Here is a 21,899-nt window from a genome sequence, read left to right as displayed (position 1 = left end):
CTTAAGAAATAATTCTCAGGATCATTTATATTTATTAGAATTCGGGTAATGCCCTGAACCTAGCAGGCCGGCTCAGGGCATGTTGTTAAGGTAAGTTTTGTAGAGTAATAGCCTTTACTATTTTGATCTTATTGACACTTTTTGCTGTGAAGCATTTTCGTTTTAAAAATAAACTTACAACGTCAGGTTCTGTTCGGTTTCACCATCAAAAATATGGCAAAAAGCAGAATCAAAATTAAAGCGTACTTGGCTGCCAATATCTGATGTACTTATGTTTTGGTTATTCACTCGCGCGACAATTTCGTTATCACCCAATTTGAAATACAGGTATTTTTCATTCCCTAAGTTTTCAACCACGGTCAACTCACCAGGGTGTACGTTCACCATCTCATCATCAGCAGCAATATTTATGTGTTCAGGTCGAATGCCTAGACACACGGGCTTATCAATATGGTCCACTAGCTTTTCTTGTAAACGTTTAGGGATAATAATTTGCGCGCCAGGGGCAAGTTCCACGTAAATGTCATCACCTAACTTACGCAGGGTCGTGTTCACTAGATTCATGGCTGGGGAGCCGATAAAACCCGCCACAAACTTGTTCTGTGGCGCGTTGTACAAGTTGGTCGGCGTGTCCACCTGCATAATATTACCTTGATTTAATACACAAATACGGTCGCCTAAGGTTAAAGCTTCCGTTTGATCGTGCGTGACATAAACCATGGTCGCAGGGTTACCTTCATCTTTAAGAGACTTGTGCAATTGTGCGATTTTTACACGCATCGAAACACGTAGTTTGGCATCAAGGTTGGATAGAGGCTCATCAAATAAGAATACGTCCGGTTTACGAACAATGGCTCGCCCCACTGCGACACGCTGACGCTGACCACCCGACATTTCTTTAGGCTTACGGTACAGGAGATCGGTAATTTCTAGTTTTTCAGCGGCATCTTCTACGCGTTGTTTGATCTCTTCTTTTGGTCGCTTTTGCATTTTCAAACCAAAGGCCATGTTATCGAAGACCGTTTTGTGTGGGTACAACGCATAGTTTTGGAATACCATGGCAATACCACGCTCTTTAGGCGCTAAATCATTCACCACTCTATCGCCAATACGCACTTCACCTGCTGAGATATCTTCTAAGCCAGCAATCATTCGCAATGTGGTAGATTTGGCGCAACCAGACGGCCCCACAAATACCATGAACTCACCTTCGTGAATATCTAAGTCAATTCCGTGTACGGCTTTAAAACCATTATCGTACTGTTTTTCTACTTTACGCAGGCTAACTGTTGCCATTTGAAACTCCGAATACGGGTTAAATCTTGATAGGTAAAAATCTTTTTAGCCAGTGACTGGAGCTCTCAAGTTACTGGCTAAAAAGACGTAAACATTAATCATTGAACATTTAGGGTTTATGTTTAAAACATAGGTACTCTGATATTCAGAGCACCTTTCATCTGTATCACTGCGTCAACCACGAGTTTATAAACGGTGTTATACAGCGTGGTTATAAATGATGATATAGAGTGGGTTATGTCGGTGCTACATCGGTTGGCTACATCGCTTATTTACACGCTTTAACCAATGCACGAACTGGCTTCTTATCTTCGTTAATTTCAACACTCCATAAATATTTGCCATCCTCTGGAATATTAACGGTTGTGTTTTTTGCAAAGCCACCGCGTTTTAGTGCTTTCTCATAACCTGCCGTCATCGACATGCCAGCTGCGGTAAATTGTGGAGACCAGCCCATCGTTGCGAACTGCAAACTTACGTTGCCCGCTTTTTCTTCGCTTACCACTTGGTAAATACCTTTGCCTTTATGCGACATTTGACGGTTTTCCATGTGGATCCACTGACCATCAGGGAAAGTGCCTATAACATAAAGTGAAGGACGAATTGGCCCGCGATCTTCCACCGTGGCGAGATTACAATCGGCGAAAGGACCTGTTGCTTTCATTTGATCAGCTGCTGGCGTGTCAGCTGTGCTCGCACAGCCCATTAACGCTGAAGATAAAAGTGCGGCTACAAGTAGAGTACGTTTCATTGTCATTTCCTTATTATTTTTTATATATGTAGGGTTCTATTCCGTTTTAGTCATCGCGAGTTAGGGCTTTAATTTTTTAAAGCTCTCGCTTCGGCAACCTATAAACGAAATAGTCTCGCTATTAAGCTCTTTTTCGGTACCACCGATCTTTTGTCTGTATCAAGTTCTAACGATTTAGAGTTTGGACGGGGGTTACTGTTTTTTTGATGAGTTAATTTGTTCAATACGGCTAAGTTTTTATAATAAGAACGTGCATCTTTCGCCGGATAACCGAACAGATCACTATTGGCAGGGAAAGAGTGGCTCACACCTGATTTGGCTTTAATAACGGAGTTTTTCCCGATAGTAAGATGCCCTGCGGTACCGGCTTGACCATGTACAATGACATGATCTTCCAAAGTAGTGTGGCCCGCAAAACCAGCCTGAGATACCAGTAAACAATGCTGACCTATTTTGCAGTCATGCCCTATTTGCACTAGGTTATCTATTTTGGTTCCACGACCAATAACGGTGTCGCCTAAAGTGCCTCTGTCGATGGTGTTATTACAGCCAATTTCAACTTCATCACCAATGATCACTCGACCCACACTTTCCACGCGTTCATAACGGGTGTTGTGCCCGGTCATGTATTCGAAGCTGTAATTACCAATGGAGTTGTTAGAGTCAATGGTGACATTGTTACCAATCACAGTGCCTTCTTTGATGACTGTATTGGCATGAATTGCAACGTTATTGCCGATTGTTACACCGTTCATGATTTTAACACCGGGCATGAAATGGCAACCTTCACCTATTTGACAATGCTTTCCGATATAAACATCGGGAGTATCTGATGTATTCCCTTGATCAAATAGTTGATATTTTTGAACTTTATAATGACGCATTAGTTGATTGAGCTTCTCAGCTTCGAGCTTCTCAATCACGATTTTTGTTTTTGCTTTAGTCTGTAAAATGGCTTCTGGCCCAACAATGACATCAGCCAAAGTTTCAGATAGCCCTTTTAAATCGGCTTTAGCAAAGACAATGGCTAAGCCGCCCTCTTCTACGCTAGAAACTGGGCGAATCTTCGATATTTCTACCGTGTTATCACCTTCAATTTTTCCACCAACGATTTGGGCGATATCTGAAACTTTGATCATAATATTACTCTGTCATTTGAGTTGTGATTAATACCACTTAGAAGCGGTAAAGCGCTTGTAGGTACATTGTTTCTTGTTCTACAGTTTTCTCTTCGCCTTTCAGCTTAGAGAAGGTCTCTGTGTCTTTAGCCCACTCAAGTTCGCCTTTTACCAACCAATCGTCGCCAATTGCTTGCTCATAGCCTAAAGTTGCCTTACGAATATCTTTGAAGAAAGTTTCGTTCTTTGCCCAACCGTCTGTATGTTTCGTTTCGTTTTCACCAATACGAGCACGAACGTACATAGTGCCGGCTTCTTCAAAGCTGTACTGAACGATTGGTTCAATATACATCTCGGTGAAATCGCTGGCTTCATTGATTGAACCGTTTCCGGTTTTCGCTTTATTTTCTTTAACTTGATAGTAGAGCTCAGCTGCAACTTCCCACTGACCAAAGCGCTTGTAAGGTTTAAATAAGAAACTGTAACCTTCCTCTTCACGAGAACCCCAAGCACTCTTATCTGAATCGTTGTATAGGTACTCTAGGTTTGAATAGAAGCCCGCTGAATATTCATTATTCCAGTACGTAAGGTATGGACGAATACTGTGCTCAGCTTTCGTGGTTTTCAAGCCGTCTACTTTCGCAGAGGTAACAATATCACCCTTTGTATATTCCAACTCATAGATCAAGCCCGTTCCCCAGCCATTTCCTAGTTGAAAACTTTTGTTTAATGATAATAAGTGCTTATATCCATTTTCTGTTTCTGCGTAATCGCCTTTCTTTTTCTTACGATTTTCAAGTTTGAACGCGTAAAGTGCGGTCGCATTCCACGCCGCGTTATTATAGAAGACGTTAAACACTTCATGAGTCGTTGTACGCTCTTTAGACTTGCCGCCACCCCATGATGCAAAATCAGTGATGTTTTTCTCTTCGACTTCAATCGATGTTCCAACATGCCCACCAAATTTTAAAGCGTCATAAAAAAAGATATCACTTGGAGACATAGTTCGGTCATCAGCAGCCGAAGCGCCAGCACTAATAAGTAAAGTGTTGGTGATCACTACAGACAATAATGTTTTTTTCACGGTCATTCCTTATTGATTCTTCACTGAATCATTTGTTGTTATTTGTAGGGTTATTTTTGTTCACTGTTTCTCTTTATCTATCCACTGTGTCTCTTGATAGGCTTGCTGATTTCGCAACATTTAACCAGAAAAACATAGTCGTCCGTAATGAACGCCTATTTATTGTTCTAGAATTATAAATGTTTTGCTTCCTATTGAATTTAGAAATGAGAGGTCAATCACCCTTGACTGCGGAGATTATTGATCACCATCACAAACGGTAGGCTTTTCATTAATCTAAGTATCAAAACGAACAAAGCACCGTTCAAAAGCCCCAATAAAAAAGACATAAAACCCTATAGCTACCAGATGTAAAAAGCACAAACAGAAGGTGATAACCATCACAAATACGCTGACATTTTAACCAGGTAATGTTGACATATTGTCGGCGAGACATACCATAGTAGTACTTAACGAACGACTACTAAGAATTTAAATAGCGCGGTGTCAGTATGAAAAATTCAGGAATGAAAAAGAATCTATTCGCGGCAGCCTTAATGGCGGCAACGTTAACGACCAGTACATTAGCGGCTGCAGCCGATGCAAACGCAGACACAATTCAGCCAGAAAATGGGGCTGAGTTGTTAATCTGGACCGACAAAACAACACTCGACTACATGGAGTACGCCGCTCAGTCCTTTAATAAAGAGTTAGGATACGATATTGATTTTTCATTCCGTGGGTTAGCGCCGATCGATGCCGCTTCTCGTTTGATTCAGGATGGCGGCTCTGCTCGCGTGGCAGATGTAGTAGAGATTGAACATGACTTATTGGGGCGATTAGTCGTGGCAGGTGGGGCGATGGAGAATCTGGTGTCTGCCGAACGTATCTCGAATACTTTTATGCCAAATGCGATTAATGCGTCTCAAGCTGAAGGGGTGAGCTATGGCTTCCCAGTTAGCTTCGCTACTACCGCTCTGTTCTACAATAAAGATTTACTGACTAAAGCACCTGAAACTTTTGAAGAAATTATTGAATTTTCAAAAACTTTCAACAATAAGCAAGAGCATAAATACGCACTGCTTTGGGACATACAGAACTATTACGAGTCTCGTATGTTTGTCACGCTTTACGGCGCATACGAATTTGGTAATAACGGTACCGATGCAAAAGACATCGGCATTAACTCTGAAAAAGCCCAACAAGGCTTAGAAGCAATGAAAACCCTGCAAGTGGCCAACAATTCAAATCCAGTTGATATGCGCAACCCGCAAGTACGTCGTGGCTTATTTAATGAAGGAAAAGTCGCCGCTATTATCGACGGCCCTTGGGCAATCGAAGGGTATCAAGAATCAGGTATAAATCTTGGTGTTGTACCTATGCCAAAATTAGCAGGCCAACAACCACGCACTTTTGCAACTGTTCGTCTTGCGGTTGTGTCTTCTTACACTGAGTATCCGAAAGCCGCACAATTATTTGCTGACTACCTTACTTCCGACGCGATGCTGAAAAAACGCTATGAGATGTCAAGAGCACTCCCTCCTATCCAGTCAGTTATGGAAGAGATCATTGTTGATGCCGATGAAGCAACTTACGCCATTATTACGCAAGGTTTCTACTCAGACGCAATGCCATCTATTCCTGAAATGGGCTTCATTTGGTCACCAATGGCCAGTGCTATTACAGACTACTGGGTAAACGATAAACCTGCGAGTTCTGTTCTAGACCGTGCGCTTTCGATCATCGAAGAACAAATAGAATTACAAGAGTAACCTCTGAACTCCCGTCGCGACTCACAAGCGACTTAGCTCATGCGCTGTGTCATAAAGCCACAGCGCTAGTTCAGGGCGTGACCAGAAAACGAATACAAACGACAACCTAAACAATAGAGATAAACAATGTTGTTAACAGAGAATCAGCCGGCATCGCGAATGCCCGCTTCACTCCTTATTATGGGGAGTACACAGATCGTAAAAGGTCATTGGATAAAAGGCGGTGTATTTTTAGCCATGCAGCTAATCACATTGTTGATTCTCCCGGAGCTGTTGGCCTCGCTAAAAGGCTTAGTCACTTTAGGAGATGTCGCTCAGGTTCGTGAAGGCTTTAAAATATTACAGGGCGATAACTCGGTCTTTATGTTGGTTGAAGGGGTCATAGCCCTACTCTACAGCTTCTTATTCATCTGTCTGTACATCGCTAATGTCCAAGATGCAAAAGTCAGCCTTAAGTCACGACTGAACCTTCGAGAACAATTTAAAGACATTTACGACCAAAAGTTCGCGTTCATCATGCTATCGCCAGCTTTTATTGCCAGTATCGCATTCATTATTTTACCAATCATAATTACGGTACTCGTCTCTTTCACTAACTATTCGGCACCTCATCATATCCCACCAAGAAACCTTGTAGATTGGGTGGGGTTTAAAAACTTTGTTTCACTATTTGAACTGAAAATATGGTCGAGCACTTTCTTCGGTGTCGCTTCTTGGACGGTTCTGTGGGCATTTTTTGCCACCATATGTACTTGTGGGTTTGGTTTTTTACTGGCGCTTGCGCTACAAAATCGAAACATTAAAGCAAAAAAAGCATGGCGCTTTATCTTTATTCTCCCTTATGCCATTCCTGCTTTCGTGACCTTATTGATGTTCCGCTTGCTACTGAATGGTATTGGACCAGTCAACGCAACGTTAAACTCGTGGGGCTTTGATTCGATTGCCTTCTTATCAGACCCTTTCACCGCAAAAATTACCGTTATCGCGGTGAGTGTTTGGGTTGGCGCACCTTACTTTATGCTGCTTATTGCAGGGGCACTGACTAACATTTCAAGCGAACTTTATGAAGCCAGTGAAGTCGATGGTGCAAGCAAGTTCCAGCAATTTAAAGAAATCACCCTGCCTATGGTGTTGCACCAAGTGGCCCCATCGTTGGTCATGACCTTTGCCCATAACTTCAATAACTTTGGGGCGATTTACCTGTTAACCGAAGGGGGTCCTATCAACCCTGAATATCGATTCGCAGGACATACCGACATTCTGATCACTTGGATTTACAAGCTCACGCTCGACTTCCAGCAGTATCAAATCGCTTCGGTTATCTCAATCATTATCTTCTTGTTCTTGTCTGGTATTGCGATATGGCAATTCAGCCGCATGAAGTCATTCAAAGACGATGTAGGTATGTAACATGGCTAATTTAAATAGTACGAATAAGTTAATTAACATGGACAAATACATTGGCAAAATAGGCACCCTAGTCGTGTACCTATTTCTCATTGCCAACGCATTATTAGTACTTGGACCAGTGATTTGGACAGTTCTAGCTTCATTCAAAACGGGGAATAACTTATTCAGTTCTTCTTTCACAAGCATTGACTTTACGCTCGACCACTACCGCGCATTGTTCACGGACACACCCTATTTAGACTGGTATAAAAACACCTTTCTTCTCGCGACAGCGAATATGGTTATCTCACTGGTTGTCGTGACTATTTCAGCGTTTGTGTTCTCTCGCTACCGCTTCAATGGTAAGCGCAACATTATGATGAGCATTCTTGTATTGCAGATGTTCCCGGCCTTTCTTTCGATGACGGCTATCTACATTTTGCTATCAAAAATGGGATTGATTGATACCTATGCTGGCTTGTTATTTGTGTATGTAACGGGCTCATTACCATTCATGATTTGGTTGGTGAAAGGTTATTTCGATGCCATTCCCACTTCATTAGATGAAGCAGCAAAAATTGATGGCGCAGGCCACATGACGATTTTCCTCGAGATCATTCTCCCTCTCGCGAAACCTATCTTAGTGTTTGTTGGTTTAGTGTCTTTCACCGCACCTTGGATGGACTTCATTTTACCTACGCTGATCTTACGCAGCGAAGAAAAAATGACGCTAGCCATCGGTATTTTCAGTTGGATTTCATCTAACTCAGCGGAGAATTTCACGCTGTTTGCCGCGGGTTCATTATTGGTTGCAGTGCCCATCACTTTGCTATTTGTTGCGACTCAAAAACACATTACTACCGGCCTCGTCAGCGGTGCAGTTAAAGAATAATAATTAGGGATGATTTCCGCTATGGCTATTACAAATTCAGTTATCAACAAACCGATTACAAAAAGCTCGCTGACTCACTCAGCAAAAAGTGCAGACAGCTACGCTTACAACAATGAAACGCTTCACCTTCGCTTACGCTGTGCAAAAGGCGAACTAGACAAGGTTTCACTTTGGATAGGCGACCCGTACCACTGGGCAGAAGGTGGCCTCGATGGTGGCAACCTAGGTGGCAGTGATGCACACGGTTGGGTGGGTGGCAATGAAGTGACCATGATTCATGAAGGGGAAACCGAGTACCACGACCACTGGTTTGCAGAGTTTACTCCACCGAAACGTCGTAGCCGCTATGGCTTTATTTTGTACGGAAAAGGCGGCGAAAAGATTCTATTTGGAGAAAAACGCTGCGCCGACATTTCAACGACTGAAAATGCAGAAATCGAGCTGAGCAACTTAAGTAATTTCTTCTGTTTTCCTTACATAAACCCTCGTGACGTTTTAAAAACACCGACGTGGATAAAAGACACCATTTGGTACCAAATATTCCCAGAGCGCTTTGCTAATGGTCGCCCTGAAACATCACCTGCCAACGTGCAGCCTTGGGGAACCAGACCTGTATCCGACAACTTTATGGGTGGCGATCTATGGGGCGTGATCGATAAGCTCGATTACCTGCAAGATCTTGGCGTGAATGGTTTGTATTTGTGCCCTATTTTCACAGCCAACGCCAATCATAAATACGACACTGTCGACTACTACAATGTAGACCCGCACTTTGGCGGCAATGAAGCTTTTAAAGCACTCGTCGATGAAGCCCATAAACGTGGCATGAAAATTATGCTCGACGCGGTGTTCAACCACATTGGGTCTCAATCTCCACTATGGCTAGACGTTGTGAATAACGGGGCAAAGTCCAAATACGCCGACTGGTTTTGGATCAATCAGTTCCCTGTATACCCAGATACGCCAAAAGAAGACTGGGATTTCTGGAACTTAAACTACGAAACTTTCGCCAACGTCGTCGAAATGCCAAAGCTGAATACTGAAAATGAAGAGTGTCGCGCATACTTATTAGACGTAGCGTGCCACTGGGTAGAAGAGTTCAACATTGATGGATGGCGTTTAGACGTAGCCAACGAAGTGGACCACGCGTTTTGGCGTGACTTCCGTAAAGTCGTAAAAGATGCCAACCCAGACTGCTACATTCTTGGTGAGATTTGGCACGAAGGTATGCCTTGGTTACGTGGCGACCAATACGATTCGTTGATGAATTACCCGCTGACACAAGCCATTACCGACTACTTTGGTCTTGGCGACGTTGATAAAGAGAGCTTTGTAAATGCAGTGAACGCGTCGTACATGGCATACCCACGCAACGTAAACGAAGCGATGTTTAACTTATTAGATAGCCATGACACCACTCGCATTATCTCTTTATGCCAGGGCGACAAACGTAAAGCTAAATTAGCCTATTTATTTATGTTCACTCAAGTCGGTGCTCCATGCATTTATTATGGTGGCGAAATTGGTATGGATGGCGGCCGCGGCATGGGCAGCGAAGACAACCGAAAATGCATGATATGGGAAGAATCAGAGCAAGACTTAGAATTCAAAAACTTCATTCAAGAAATGATCGCTTTGCGTAAAGCTAATCCCGATTTTAATCAGCCTAGCATTGACTGGTTAAACGTGGAGGATGAAAAAGGGACGGCAGACAAAGAGTGTATCGCTTACCGCCGTGGCAATTTAATGTTTGTTCTAAACAATAGCGATAAAGATAAACAGATCATGCTCGATGGAAAATCACTGACCATTAGCGCTTATGGCTACGTGATTGAGCAAGCGAACTAAATCCAAGTGTTTCGTTAATCAAATCATGCTCATTAAAGCAGAACCAAATATAGTGATGGGAATCGCGATTGATTCCCACTCTATTTACTCGGTCGCCAGCACTTCTAACGGACAAGAGGTGTATAGAATGGTGCAGCGCACTCCTGGCGACCTTGCCCACTTGACTCAGCATTTGATAAGCCGAATATCAAGCGTCAGCTACCGCTATGGACGTATCGCCGCGATAGGCATAAGTGTATCTGAGTTTTTGTTATCTCATCGCCAATCTGCACATAAACTTGCAAAATCAAGTCCTACTCACTCGCCAGAAATCACCCAATTAACACTAAACCTGAATCAGCATTTCAAGATCGACTGCTCGCTTGTGATGCATTCACACAGTGCGGCCATTGCGTGCGACGCTATTAGTAACGCCATGAAAAGCGCTGACTCAATTGAACAACCACTCTCGGCAGGTTCAAGTCTAAATAAGAGGGCTAGAGATTTACACAAAGAGGCCATACTCAGCGTATTTTTGGGCGATGGTTGTGGCATAAGTTTTTATCAAAATAACGAGCAAGTGCACCACCCATTAAGCTCACATTGGGCACATTCAACGTTACCAAATTTTCAATGGCTCGTTGATGGCTTAACTCCTATATGTCGCTGTGGAAACGAGGCGTGCATTGAACAGTTTTTATCCGCACCAAGTATTGAGCGGCAATATCATCAAGTCGTGCTAAAAGACCAAACTTTAACGCAAATTTTTTCAGGCGTAGACCAAAGTGAACCGCATGCATCGCGCATCTATCGTACTTATATCGACCAATTGGCGCGCAGTTTAGTTAATCCCATTCAGCAATTACAGCCCACACGACTCGTATTATCAGGCGAAGCAACGACCTATCCTACATTAACGGCAGATTTAAAAGTCGCATTGTCTCGCTACATTCACGTTAATGAAATTCCAGTGATTATTCACCCAAAACAAGATGAATTCACCTTTGCTCGCGGAGCGTTTCTCATCGCTGAAAAAAATCACAACAATCATTTACGCTCGTCGTGACAAGAATGGTAACCTTAGAAGGAGAAGATATTGAATAGTTTCAGAGGACAACCCGTGTCAGAGCTAGTCACCAAATTAATGGATTTTGGGTTTACCAAAACCGATGCGCTTGTTTATATTAATTTACTCAAAAATGGCCAATCCAGCGGATATAAAATCGCGAAAGAGATCTCTATCTCCCGCTCTTCTGTTTACTCGTCTATCGATAACCTTTACGCCAATGGCTACATTTTCATGTCTGATGGCGACACTAAAGAGTACGAAGCTAAATCACCAGACTTGATTTTCAGCCAGATAGAGAAAAAGACAGTCACCAATATTAATTTCCTTAAATCAGAATTATCTAAGATGATGCTAAAAGAGGAAAAAGAGTTCGTTTACAACGTATCGGGGTTCGACAACTTACTTCAAAAGGCCAAGGAAATCATTAATCAGGCAAATCTAGAAATTTACCTGAATACCGATTTTAACCTTGAATTGTTTGGCAAAGAATTATGCGACGCCGTGGAACGTGGAGTTCGAGTGATTGGCTTTTCATTCAACAAAATGGCGAGCCCACATGAAAAGATAGAATTACATTCGCGTTCTGAAAATGAAGAAACCGAATACCCTTCACACCGCTTTATGTGTGTAGCCGATATGAAGCTCGCCCTCATGTTCTCACACCGTGAAGAAACTTTAGGCTTATATGCAAACAATCGCTTAATTGTAAAAATGATCGCAGAGCATATTCACAGCGATATTTACCTAACAGAATACGAGCGCCTGGCTCCTAATCAGCACCAACACGTCAGAGTAAATACGATTCACGAACAGCACAATGCTATGGTACTCGACGAGCTTAAGAAGCACTAGTTCAGCAGATCGAATTCAATAATAAGATACGAACAAAGGTCTAGTAATAGGCCTTTAGGGACAAGAACTTTTGACGGTAATCGATTTAACCCAAAGGGTTTCTTTGATTATTTGATAAAGAATAGACCTATGAGTGCATGACTGTAAGTAATCTAGAGCAACCACCGTCACTTTCCTCTAAACATTCAAATACCTTACATTTTTACGACTAAAACAATAAAGCCTCGAAAATTCGAGGCTTTAAAATGTTTCAAAGTCATGCATTCTTATGAAGATGACTTAACAAAACGTTAGCTTATAGCTCTTCGTTTTCTTCTTCCTTCTCTGCACCTTTCTCTTCAAGCACAGCAGGAGTTAGCAGTAACTCACGAAGTTTAGTATCAATTTCTAGAGCAACTTCTGGGTTTTCACGCAGGTATTTACCAGCGTTAGCTTTACCTTGGCCGATCTTGTCGCCTTTGTAGCTGTACCAAGCGCCTGCTTTTTCTACTAGCTTATTCTTAACACCTAAGTCGATAAGCTCACCTTCGCGGTTGAAGCCTTTGCCGTAAAGGATTTGAGTTTCAGCTTGTTTGAATGGTGCAGCAATCTTGTTCTTAACAACCTTGATGCGAGTTTCGTTACCAACAACTTCATCACCATCTTTAATCGCGCCAGTACGGCGAATATCAAGACGAACAGATGCGTAGAACTTAAGTGCGTTACCACCTGTTGTTGTTTCAGGGTTACCAAACATCACACCAATTTTCATACGAATTTGGTTAATGAAGATAGCCATACAGTTAGACTGCTTGAGGTTACCAGTCAGCTTACGCATCGCTTGAGAAAGCATACGAGCCTGAAGACCCATGTGGCTGTCGCCCATTTCGCCTTCGATTTCTGCTTTAGGTGTTAGTGCAGCTACTGAGTCAATAACAAGAACGTCGATAGCACCTGAACGAGCCAGTGCATCACAGATTTCAAGCGCTTGCTCACCCGTATCTGGTTGAGAAACAAGAAGCGCATCGATATCAACACCCAACTTTTGAGCGTAGATAGGGTCTAGTGCGTGCTCGGCATCGACGAATGCACACGTTTTGCCCACTTTCTGTGCTGCAGCAATAAGCTCAAGCGTTAGCGTTGTTTTACCTGATGATTCTGGACCGTAAACTTCTACGATACGTCCCATCGGTAGGCCACCAGCACCTAGTGCGATATCTAGAGATAGAGAACCTGTAGAAATAGTTTCTACGTCCATTGTGCGGTTATCACCAAGACGCATGATAGAACCTTTACCAAATTGCTTTTCAATCTGACCAAGGGCTGCGGCTAACGCTTTTTGTTTATTCTCGTCCATCTCTATCTCCACATAATCGGTTGTCTTAACAAGCGATCTAGAATCTATTTCTAACCCACATAGGGGTGACTAATTGGCTTTCATTATACTGTTGATTCATACAGTGTCTATACCTGTATGAAAATAATTTGTACAAATGTTACTTACCTTCCATTGATAGGTAATCATAAATAACTTGTAGGGCATGGTGCGTGGCTTGTTGGCGTACTTGTGATCTGTCGCCTGTAAATACATGCGTTTCTACTTTATCCCAACCGTTTAGTGCTTTCCAAGCGAAACATACCGTTCCAACAGGCTTATCTTCGGTCGCGCCACCTGGGCCAGCAATGCCACTGATCGATACAGAGATAGTCCCATTTGAATGTTGCAATGCCCCGCTCGCCATTTCTATTACGACAGGCTCACTCACCGCACCGAACTCAACTAAGGTTTTAAGCTGTACGCCGATCATCTCTTGCTTCGCTTCATTGCTGTAGGTAACAAAAGCGCGATCAAACCAACCAGAGCTCCCTGCGATATCCGTCACCGCACTAGCAACCCCACCGCCAGTGCAAGATTCAGCCGTCACTAAAACGTGTTTATGTTTAGCAAGTAAGTATCCAAGCTGTTCACTAAGATCTTGAGTCATCTGCATCATCAACTTCCCTTTATCTACTGTCATATCATTCGGATTCGCATCTTTTCGCATGTGTCGCTTTTCGCACGAAACGCTTTCACGTATCCTAAGCCGCAATAGAAATAAACGAAAGAAGTTAACTGTGAAAGCCGATCAAAAACATACTCCCATGATGCAGCAGTACCTAAAGCTAAAAGCAGAAAATCCAGAAATTCTGCTGTTCTACCGCATGGGCGATTTCTACGAGCTTTTCTATGATGATGCTAAAAAAGCTTCTCAACTCCTCGATATTTCACTGACTAAACGTGGTTCATCAAATGGTGAACCGATTCCTATGGCGGGTGTTCCTTACCATGCCGTTGAAGGGTACCTTGCAAAGTTAGTGCAACTTGGTGAATCCGTAGCAATTTGTGAGCAGATTGGTAATCCAGCAACTTCAAAGGGCCCGGTTGATCGCGCTGTCGTAAGAATTGTGACTCCGGGAACCGTAACCGACGAAGCACTGCTTTCTGAGCGTGTTGATAACCTGATTGCCTCTATTTACCACCACAATGGTAAATTTGGCTACGCGACGCTTGATATTACTTCTGGCCGATTCCAGCTATGTGAGCCGGAAACCGAAGAAGCAATGGCGGCAGAACTGCAGAGAACCTCTCCTCGTGAGCTACTGTTCCCTGAAGATTTCGAACCTGTAAATCTAATGGCAAGCCGTAATGGCAATCGCCGCCGCCCGGTATGGGAATTTGAATTAGATACCGCGAAGCAGCAATTGAATAAGCAGTTTGGTACTCGCGATCTGGTTGGCTTTGGCGTAGAAGGCGCGAAACTAGGCTTATGTGCGGCTGGTTGTTTGATCCAATACGTGAAAGATACCCAACGTACCGCCCTTCCACATATCCGTTCACTGACGATGGATAAACAAGATCACTCGGTGATCCTCGATGCAGCAACTCGTCGTAATTTGGAGATCACGCAAAATCTTGGTGGTGGTACTGATAACACCCTTGCCGAAGTACTAGATCACACTGCGACAGCTATGGGTAGCCGTATGCTTAAGCGCTGGTTACATCAACCAATGCGCAATATCTCTGCACTCGATCAGCGCCTAGATGCGATTGGTGAAATGAAAGATTTGGCTCTCTTTACAGAGCTACAGCCAACCTTGAAACAGATCGGGGATATCGAACGTATTCTTGCTCGATTAGCACTTCGTTCAGCTCGTCCTCGCGATATGGCACGTCTTCGCCAAGCGATGGAATATTTGCCAGAGCTTGCAGAAACACTGACGCAATTGAAGCACCCATACCTAACTCAACTTGCTCAATATGCCTCGCCTGTGGATGAGGTTTCTGAACTACTTGAGCGAGCGATCAAAGAGAACCCTCCCGTGGTTATCCGTGACGGAGGTGTAATTGCAGAAGGCTACAATGCCGAGTTAGACGAATGGCGCGACCTTGCGGCTGGCGCAACCGAATTTCTTGATAAACTAGAGCAAGAAGAGCGCGAACGTCATGGTATCGATACACTTAAAGTGGGCTACAACAACGTACACGGTTTCTTCATTCAAGTAAGCCGCGGACAAAGCCACCTTGTGCCACCACACTATGTTCGCCGTCAAACGCTGAAAAATGCAGAGCGTTACATCATTCCTGAGCTAAAAGAGCACGAAGACAAAGTACTTAGCTCTAAATCGAAAGCCCTAGCTATCGAGAAGAAGTTGTGGGATGAGTTGTTTGATTTGTTACTGCCTTATCTAGAGCGACTACAAAACATTGCTTCTTCAGTGTCTCAACTGGATGTTCTACAAAACTTAGCTGAACGTGCAGACACCCTTGATTACTGTCGTCCAACCATGACAGAGTCAGCTGGCGTACAAATTCAGGCAGGTCGTCACCCTGTCGTTGAACAAGTAATGGACGAACCCTTTATTGCTAACCCTATCGACCTCAATGATCAACGTAAGATGCTGATCATCACAGGTCCAAACATGGGTGGTAAGTCGACCTACATGCGTCAGACTGCACTCATTGCGCTGATGGCTCATATTGGTTGTTATGTTCCAGCAGAAAGCGCGACGATTGGTTCTATCGACCGTATCTTTACTCGTATTGGCGCATCCGATGACTTGGCTTCAGGTCGTTCAACCTTCATGGTTGAGATGACAGAAACCGCAAACATTCTACACAACGCGACACCAAATAGCCTTGTGTTAATGGATGAAATCGGTCGTGGTACCAGTACTTACGATGGTCTGTCTCTGGCTTGGGCAAGTGCGGAATGGCTAGCCAATCAAATCAATGCGATGACACTATTTGCAACGCACTACTTTGAGCTAACTGAGCTGCCTAACCAACTTCCAACACTGGCTAACGTGCACCTAGACGCGGTAGAACACGGCGACAGCATTGCCTTTATGCACGCTGTTCAAGAAGGTGCCGCAAGTAAATCTTACGGTCTAGCGGTAGCGGGATTGGCTGGTGTACCGAAAGCGGTAATCAAGAATGCTCGAGCGAAGTTGACTCAACTAGAAGCGTTAAGCATGGAGTCACCAACATCAAAACCAAGTGGCGTTGATATCGCAAACCAACTGAGCCTGATCCCTGAACCGAGTGAAGTGGAGCAAGCACTAGCGAATGTTGATCCTGATGATCTAACACCTCGCCAAGCACTAGAAGAGCTCTACCGTTTGAAGAAGTTGCTTTAGTCTCTTTCCAAGTAGCTTGTTATTGTCGTTTTTTACTGTCACTTGAGTCGGCAGCATCAAATACCAAAGCCACAAACAAAAAAACGCTGACTTAAAGTCAGCGTTTTTATTTGTCTTCTATTCAAAGAAACATCATCAGTTCATTTAGTCGTTTTCTACGTTGAACAGATTTTCCATGTTCAAGCCTTGCTTGATTAGAATTTCACGTAAACGACGAAGACCTTCAACTTGGATTTGGCGAACACGTTCACGAGTCAGGCTAATTTCACGACCTACTTCTTCTAGTGTTGATGGTTCATAGCCTAGTAATCCAAAGCGACGCGCAAGCACCTCTTTCTGCTTAGGATTCAGCTCATCAAGCCAGAAAATCAACGAGTTCTTAATATCGCTATCTTGAGTTGAAACCTCAGGGTCTGAGTTGTTGATGTCCGGAATTATATCCAGTAGCGCTTTCTCACCATCACCACCAATAGGTGTATCAACGGAGCTCACTCTTTCGTTTAGACGAAGCATCTTGCTCACATCACCAACAGGTTTGTCTAGTTTAGAAGCAATTTCTTCTGCCGTTGGTTCATGGTCAAGTTTTTGTGAAAGTTCTCTTGCGGTACGTAGATAGATGTTCAGCTCTTTCACAACATGGATTGGCAAACGGATAGTGCGAGTCTGATTCATTAGCGCACGTTCAATGGTTTGACGAATCCACCATGTCGCGTAAGTTGAGAAACGGAAGCCACGCTCTGGATCAAACTTCTCTACAGCGCGAATCAAACCTAGGTTGCCTTCTTCGATTAGATCGAGAAGCGCCAAGCCACGGTTGCTATAACGACGAGAAATTTTCACCACCAAACGCAGGTTACTTTCGATCATGCGTTTACGTGCTGCTTCATCACCGCGTAGAGCTCGACGCGCATAAAGCACTTCTTCTTCAGCGGTTAATAGTGGTGAGAAACCGATTTCGCCTAAGTAGAGTTGAGTCGCATCTAAGCTTTTAGACGTAACTTCAGTCTCTTCTTTCGCTTCGGTTTTCTTAGTGACTGTTCGTTTTGCTTTTCCAAGAGCTTCCTGTTCCGTGGTTGCTTGGTTAAGATCGAACTCTTCTTTGGTTACTGCATTGCTTATACTCATAACGCCTCCCCCTGGCGAAATTAGCATGACATTACAACTTCATATGTCGCTAAATGACTATGTCACTCCATACAATACGTAATTTTTGCATATTGTATTTAAGGTAAATACCGTTTTGGATTAACTGATTTACCTTGGTAACGAATCTCAAAGTGCAGCCTGACACTGCTGGCTCCAGAGCTTCCCATTGTTGCAATTTTCTGCCCTGGTTTCACACTTTGCCCTTCAGATACTAATAGTCGGTCGTTATGCGCGTATGCACTTAAGTAATTATCATTGTGCTTCACAATCACTAGATTGCCGTAGCCTCGTAATGCATTACCCGAATAAACAACCGTTCCCCCTGCAGTAGATACTATTGGCTGACCTCGCTGTCCTGCTATGTCTATGCCTTTATTTCCTTGTTCGCCTACAGAGAACTTCTTAATTACTCTCCCTTTCGTTGGCCATAACCATTTGGATACTTTGTTACTCGTTGGTTTTGTTGGCGGTGTAACATTCTGTTTACCTTTAGAACCAACATACTCCTTTGATTTGGATTGTACAACCTTCTTTTGTGGATCTTTTTTCGCCACTTTGGTGGTTGTTTGAGCAGGCGTAGGTTTAGAGTTTTTACTCTTTTGAGGTGTTGTTTTAGGTTTGCTTGAGGCCAACAAAGTTGTGGATGCGGCAACAGGCGCAGCGACGGCTGCAACCGCTACCGTTGATTTACCATACGCTGGAGCGTTGTAGCTAGGACGCCATAACTTAAGGCTCTGTCCGGGATGGATGGTATAAGGTGCAGACAGATTGTTATAACGAATAAGCTCTTTAACATCTTTATTTGTTACGTAAGCAATAAAATAAAGGGTATCGCCTTTTTTCACTTCATAGTAACTACCACGATAACTACCACGATCAATCGATGAGTAATTCTTGTTTAAGCTTGAAACTGGCGCAGGCGAATTCGCCGCACACCCAACAAGTGCACAGCTAAGCAGTAGAGAACTTCCTTTAAAAACCTTCGAACGCATCGACTTTCTATCCACCTACACCATCAATAATTTTATTAAGCTAACTCACCAGGTACAAGAGGTACAAATCGCACCATCTCGATAACACTCGATAAAAACTCATCACCGTGGCGAACAATCTTCAACAGTTGTTGTTCGTCATCCCCGACCGGAATTAATAAGCGGCCTCCATCTTTCAACTGCTGCAAAAGCGCTTGAGGGATCGACTCTGCAGCAGCGGTGACAATAATCGCATCAAAAGGCGCCTTAGAAGACCAACCTTGCCAACCATCACCGTGCTTGGTTGAGATATTGTAGAAATCGAGTTGCTTCAACCTACGCTTAGCATCCCATTGTAGCGACTTTATTCTTTCAACCGAATACACGTGATCAACCAACTGAGCCAAAACAGCCGTTTGATAACCAGAACCCGTTCCGATCTCCAAAACGCGGCTGTCTTGTTGTAACTCAAGTAACTCGGTCATTTTAGCAACAATATAAGGCTGAGAAATTGTCTGCCCCTGCCCGATCGGCAGCGCATTATTATCATAGGCTTGGTGATGCATAGCCTGTGATAAAAAGCTCTCTCTCGGTAGTAAGTAAATAGCATCAAGAACCTTTTGATCCCGAATACCATTTTCTATCAGAAAAGTAACTAAGCGCTCAGCTTGTGGATTACTCACTTATTTATCCCCTAACCATGTAGTCATCGCACCCAACGACTCATGTGCCGTCAGATCAACTTGTAGTGGTGTTACCGACACAAAACCATGTTCAATGGCGTAAAAATCGGTACCCTCACCAGCATCTTGCTCCTTACCAGGAGGGCCAAGCCAATAGATATCATGACCACGTGGGTCTTTCTGCTTAATCATATCTTCAGCATGGTGACGAGCACCTAGACGTGTCACCTGAGTACCCGATAGTTGATCTAATGCTAAATCAGGGACGTTCACGTTTAACAGGCGATTGGTCGGGATTGGGTTTGCTAAATGTTGTTCGACAATACGGCGAGCAACCGCTGCTGCTGTCTTAAAATGTTGTTTTCCAACCAGAGAAAATGCCACCGATTGAACACCTAGAAAGTGGCCTTCCATTGCTGCTGCGACTGTACCTGAATAAAGCACGTCATCACCAAGGTTAGCTCCGTGATTAATACCCGTTAAAACCAGATCAGGCATGTCACTCTTTAGGAGTTCATTTAACGCAAAGTGTACACAGTCGGTCGGTGTTCCTTGTACCGAATAGGTATTTTTAGCAATCTCTTGAACACGTAAAGGCTGTTCTAAAGTTAATGAATTTGAAGCACCAGAGCGATTACGGTCAGGTGCCACAATGATAACTTCAGCAAGATCACGTAATTCATTTGCCAGCTCATGAATACCTTGAGCATGTACACCATCATCGTTGCTGAGTAAAATCTTCATCTTGTATCCTTTCTTTTGTACCAATGCCAAGTCACTTAAATACCGATATAAAGTCACTTAAATATCAATATAAAGTCACTTAAATATCAATATAAAGTGACTTAGACCCAAGCAGAATCATTATTGCTCGTAGGTTCTTTCTACGTGTACTTCTTCAACTAACTCACGAACGATAGCGGTTGCGAAGCAGCCTGCGTCCAGAGAAAATTTAAGAGTGATATTGTCTTCGTTTACTTCCCACACTAAACCCATCGGCTTCAACGACGCTTCACGGCGATCATGGCGCATACGGTTGCCACAAATAAGCGCCATTAGATCCGGTTCAGCATCAAGGTGTTTCTGCTCTAGAGCTTGAGACGCATCCGTCGTCGGTAACGCATTATCTCCAGCTAAAGCAACGGTAATAAACGCAGAACCATTGGCGATATCTTGGTTTACAGCTTCGATATTAGCGGCTGTCACAGCAAGTTGAGCATCGTTTTTAACAACAATATCGCCGACCAATGCCGAAGCAAACGCATCGTGCTCAATACGGTCAGAAAGAATTAAATTGTAGATCCAAGAACGAGCTGCAGAGAGGTACAAGCTGCGCTTATTTTGATTACGTGTACGAACGTTTTCACGCCCCCAACGACGAGCTTCAGATAAGTTGTTACCTTCATTGCCAAACCTCTGAGCACCAAAGTAATTTGGCACGCCCACTTGAGCGACTTTTTCCAAACGTTTGACTACATCATCGCAGTCCGTTACTTCAGACAAAGTTAGCTCAAATTGGTTGCCAACTAAATCGCCTGGACGTAACTTTTTGTTGTGGCGTGCTGTCGCCAAGATCTCAATGCTTGGGTATTGTGCAAGAAAAGCAGAAAAGTCAGGTTCACCTTTTGGTAGATGCACGCTCAACCACTGTTCTGTCACAGCATGACGGTCTTTCAAACCAGCCCAACTCACGTCTTTCGACTTAACACCACACGCTTTAGCCAGCTCGTTTGCTACAAAGCTCGTGTTCTCACCCGTTTTACGAATACGAACCATAAGGTGTTCGCCTTCACCAGTGAACTCAAAACCTAAGTCTTCATTAACGACAAAGTGTTCGGCTTTTGCTTTTAGTTTTGCTTTCGCAGTTGGTTTACCGTTTAGATAAGCCAATGAAGATAAAATATCTGACATGCTGTTCTTTTCGTGTTGGTGCTTACGCACTTTTAGTAATTAGGACCACCGCTTCACATGCGATGCCCTCTTTGCGACCTGTAAAACCTAAACGCTCAGTGGTCGTCGCTTTTACATTCACATTGCTAATGCTGGTTTCTAAATCTTGTGCGATAGCGTGGCACATAGAGTCTATATGAGGCGCCATCTTTGGAGCTTGCGCCATGATAGTAATATCGGCATTACCAATCACGTAGCCTTGTTCTTTTACTCGACGATAAACATCTTTTAGAAGTTCACGGCTATCCGCGCCTTTCCACTCATCATCAGTATCGGGGAAATGACGACCAATATCACCGGCAGCAATCGCACCTAATAAAGCGTCACTCAACGCATGAAGGGCAACATCACCATCTGAGTGTGCGATAAGACCCTGCTCATAAGGGACTCTAACGCCACCTATAATTACCGGACCTTCACCACCAAACTTATGTACATCAAAGCCATGGCCAATACGAATCATC

At 43.6% G+C, this 21,899-nt stretch carries 19 protein-coding genes; 7 read left to right on the top strand and 12 right to left on the bottom strand.

Going from position 1 to position 21,899, the window contains the following annotated elements; translation table 11 throughout:
• Nucleotides 1-174 precede the first annotated feature (174 nt).
• The 4 genes from ACED42_RS13925 to ACED42_RS13910 form a co-directional block, all read right to left on the bottom strand.
• Nucleotides 175-1,296, bottom strand: coding sequence for an ABC transporter ATP-binding protein (locus ACED42_RS13925; RefSeq protein WP_371702955.1), 1,122 nt, complete (start codon nt 1,294-1,296; stop codon nt 175-177).
• Nucleotides 1,297-1,564: 268 nt separating this feature from the next.
• Entirely contained in the window at nt 1,565-2,047 is a 483-nt protein-coding gene (locus tag ACED42_RS13920; RefSeq protein ID WP_009847624.1) for a glycosidase, read from the bottom strand.
• Between the two features lie 98 nt (nt 2,048-2,145).
• Entirely contained in the window at nt 2,146-3,186 is a 1,041-nt protein-coding gene (lpxD, locus tag ACED42_RS13915) for a UDP-3-O-(3-hydroxymyristoyl)glucosamine N-acyltransferase (RefSeq protein ID WP_017097678.1), read from the bottom strand.
• Nucleotides 3,187-3,223: 37 nt separating this feature from the next.
• On the bottom strand, nt 3,224-4,255 hold the full coding sequence (locus ACED42_RS13910; protein ID WP_371702953.1) for a porin: 1,032 nt from the start codon (nt 4,253-4,255) through the stop codon (nt 3,224-3,226).
• A gap of 500 nt (nt 4,256-4,755) precedes the next feature.
• Here ACED42_RS13910 and ACED42_RS13905 point away from each other — a divergent pair, with 500 nt between their 5' ends.
• The 6 genes from ACED42_RS13905 to ACED42_RS13880 all read left to right on the top strand — a co-directional run bounded on the left by ACED42_RS13905 (nt 4,756) and on the right by ACED42_RS13880 (nt 12,029).
• Nucleotides 4,756-6,000, top strand: a complete 1,245-nt coding sequence (locus ACED42_RS13905) for a maltose ABC transporter substrate-binding protein (protein ID WP_017100763.1) — start codon at nt 4,756-4,758, stop codon at nt 5,998-6,000.
• A gap of 126 nt (nt 6,001-6,126) precedes the next feature.
• The gene (locus ACED42_RS13900; protein ID WP_009847628.1) at nt 6,127-7,410 is read left to right on the top strand and encodes a carbohydrate ABC transporter permease; all 1,284 of its coding nucleotides are present in this window, start codon (nt 6,127-6,129) and stop codon (nt 7,408-7,410) included.
• Nucleotides 7,411-7,447: 37 nt separating this feature from the next.
• Complete coding sequence (locus tag ACED42_RS13895; RefSeq protein ID WP_029223077.1) at nt 7,448-8,281, top strand: sugar ABC transporter permease; 834 nt, start codon at nt 7,448-7,450, stop codon at nt 8,279-8,281.
• Between the two features lie 9 nt (nt 8,282-8,290).
• Nucleotides 8,291-10,129 carry a glycoside hydrolase family 13 protein gene (locus ACED42_RS13890; RefSeq protein ID WP_371702951.1) on the top strand — a complete coding sequence of 613 codons (1,839 nt, stop codon included), beginning with the start codon at nt 8,291-8,293 and terminating at the stop codon, nt 10,127-10,129.
• A complete protein-coding gene (locus ACED42_RS13885; protein ID WP_371702949.1) occupies nt 10,113-11,174 on the top strand; it encodes an ROK family protein in 1,062 nt (353 codons plus the stop codon). The genes ACED42_RS13890 and ACED42_RS13885 overlap by 17 nt, the downstream gene beginning before the upstream one ends.
• A gap of 54 nt (nt 11,175-11,228) precedes the next feature.
• Complete coding sequence (locus tag ACED42_RS13880) at nt 11,229-12,029, top strand: TrmB family transcriptional regulator (protein WP_009847632.1); 801 nt, start codon at nt 11,229-11,231, stop codon at nt 12,027-12,029.
• Between the two features lie 295 nt (nt 12,030-12,324).
• Here the strand turns inward: ACED42_RS13880 and recA are convergent, their stop codons facing one another.
• Together recA and ACED42_RS13870 are read right to left on the bottom strand one after the other, a co-directional pair.
• Nucleotides 12,325-13,365: a recombinase RecA gene (gene recA / locus ACED42_RS13875; protein WP_009847633.1), complete on the bottom strand. Its 1,041-nt coding sequence runs from the start codon at nt 13,363-13,365 to the stop codon at nt 12,325-12,327.
• 139 nt (nt 13,366-13,504) lie between these two features.
• Complete coding sequence (locus ACED42_RS13870; RefSeq protein WP_029225457.1) at nt 13,505-13,999, bottom strand: CinA family protein; 495 nt, start codon at nt 13,997-13,999, stop codon at nt 13,505-13,507.
• A gap of 124 nt (nt 14,000-14,123) precedes the next feature.
• On the opposite strand from ACED42_RS13870, the gene mutS reads away from it, so the two are divergent.
• Nucleotides 14,124-16,685 carry a DNA mismatch repair protein MutS gene (gene mutS / locus ACED42_RS13865; RefSeq protein ID WP_371702947.1) on the top strand — a complete coding sequence of 854 codons (2,562 nt, stop codon included), beginning with the start codon at nt 14,124-14,126 and terminating at the stop codon, nt 16,683-16,685.
• 144 nt (nt 16,686-16,829) lie between these two features.
• Here mutS and rpoS read toward each other — a convergent pair whose 3' ends face one another.
• The 6 genes from rpoS to ispF all read right to left on the bottom strand — a co-directional run bounded on the left by rpoS (nt 16,830) and on the right by ispF (nt 21,898).
• On the bottom strand, nt 16,830-17,810 hold the full coding sequence (gene rpoS, locus ACED42_RS13860) for an RNA polymerase sigma factor RpoS (protein WP_009847636.1): 981 nt from the start codon (nt 17,808-17,810) through the stop codon (nt 16,830-16,832).
• A gap of 98 nt (nt 17,811-17,908) precedes the next feature.
• Entirely contained in the window at nt 17,909-18,823 is a 915-nt protein-coding gene (gene nlpD, locus ACED42_RS13855; RefSeq protein WP_371702945.1) for a murein hydrolase activator NlpD, read from the bottom strand.
• 35 nt (nt 18,824-18,858) lie between these two features.
• Nucleotides 18,859-19,485, bottom strand: a complete 627-nt coding sequence (locus ACED42_RS13850; protein ID WP_017100754.1) for a protein-L-isoaspartate(D-aspartate) O-methyltransferase — start codon at nt 19,483-19,485, stop codon at nt 18,859-18,861.
• Complete coding sequence (surE, locus tag ACED42_RS13845; RefSeq protein ID WP_371702943.1) at nt 19,486-20,229, bottom strand: 5'/3'-nucleotidase SurE; 744 nt, start codon at nt 20,227-20,229, stop codon at nt 19,486-19,488.
• Between the two features lie 120 nt (nt 20,230-20,349).
• Entirely contained in the window at nt 20,350-21,396 is a 1,047-nt protein-coding gene (gene truD, locus ACED42_RS13840) for a tRNA pseudouridine(13) synthase TruD (RefSeq protein ID WP_371702941.1), read from the bottom strand.
• A gap of 22 nt (nt 21,397-21,418) precedes the next feature.
• Nucleotides 21,419-21,898, bottom strand: coding sequence for a 2-C-methyl-D-erythritol 2,4-cyclodiphosphate synthase (ispF, locus tag ACED42_RS13835; protein WP_041472915.1), 480 nt, complete (start codon nt 21,896-21,898; stop codon nt 21,419-21,421).
• Between the last annotated feature and the right edge of the window lies 1 nt (nt 21,899).

The sequence above is a fragment of the Vibrio sp. FF145 genome (genome assembly GCF_041439075.1).
In the GTDB taxonomy this organism is placed as follows: Bacteria; Pseudomonadota; Gammaproteobacteria; order Enterobacterales; family Vibrionaceae; genus Vibrio; species Vibrio tasmaniensis_A.
This window is presented reverse-complemented; position numbering and strand designations above follow the sequence as displayed.

Excerpts from the sequence above, each read along its gene's own strand:
- ACED42_RS13925 (WP_371702955.1), bottom strand. The coding sequence starts at position 1,296 with ATGGCAACAGTTAGCCTGCGTAAAGTAGAAAAACAGTACGATAATGGT.
- ACED42_RS13920 (WP_009847624.1), bottom strand. The coding sequence starts at position 2,047 with ATGAAACGTACTCTACTTGTAGCCGCACTTTTATCTTCAGCGTTAATG.
- lpxD (WP_017097678.1), bottom strand. The coding sequence starts at position 3,186 with ATGATCAAAGTTTCAGATATCGCCCAAATCGTTGGTGGAAAAATTGAA.
- ACED42_RS13910 (WP_371702953.1), bottom strand. The coding sequence starts at position 4,255 with ATGACCGTGAAAAAAACATTATTGTCTGTAGTGATCACCAACACTTTA.
- ACED42_RS13905 (WP_017100763.1), top strand. The coding sequence starts at position 4,756 with ATGAAAAAGAATCTATTCGCGGCAGCCTTAATGGCGGCAACGTTAACG.
- ACED42_RS13900 (WP_009847628.1), top strand. The coding sequence starts at position 6,127 with ATGTTGTTAACAGAGAATCAGCCGGCATCGCGAATGCCCGCTTCACTC.
- ACED42_RS13895 (WP_029223077.1), top strand. The coding sequence starts at position 7,448 with ATGGACAAATACATTGGCAAAATAGGCACCCTAGTCGTGTACCTATTT.
- ACED42_RS13890 (WP_371702951.1), top strand. The coding sequence starts at position 8,291 with ATGATTTCCGCTATGGCTATTACAAATTCAGTTATCAACAAACCGATT.
- recA (WP_009847633.1), bottom strand. The coding sequence starts at position 13,365 with ATGGACGAGAATAAACAAAAAGCGTTAGCCGCAGCCCTTGGTCAGATT.
- ACED42_RS13870 (WP_029225457.1), bottom strand. The coding sequence starts at position 13,999 with ATGCAGATGACTCAAGATCTTAGTGAACAGCTTGGATACTTACTTGCT.
- rpoS (WP_009847636.1), bottom strand. The coding sequence starts at position 17,810 with ATGAGTATAAGCAATGCAGTAACCAAAGAAGAGTTCGATCTTAACCAA.
- nlpD (WP_371702945.1), bottom strand. The coding sequence starts at position 18,823 with ATGCGTTCGAAGGTTTTTAAAGGAAGTTCTCTACTGCTTAGCTGTGCA.
- surE (WP_371702943.1), bottom strand. The coding sequence starts at position 20,229 with ATGAAGATTTTACTCAGCAACGATGATGGTGTACATGCTCAAGGTATT.
- truD (WP_371702941.1), bottom strand. The coding sequence starts at position 21,396 with ATGTCAGATATTTTATCTTCATTGGCTTATCTAAACGGTAAACCAACT.
- ispF (WP_041472915.1), bottom strand. The coding sequence starts at position 21,898 with ATGATTCGTATTGGCCATGGCTTTGATGTACATAAGTTTGGTGGTGAA.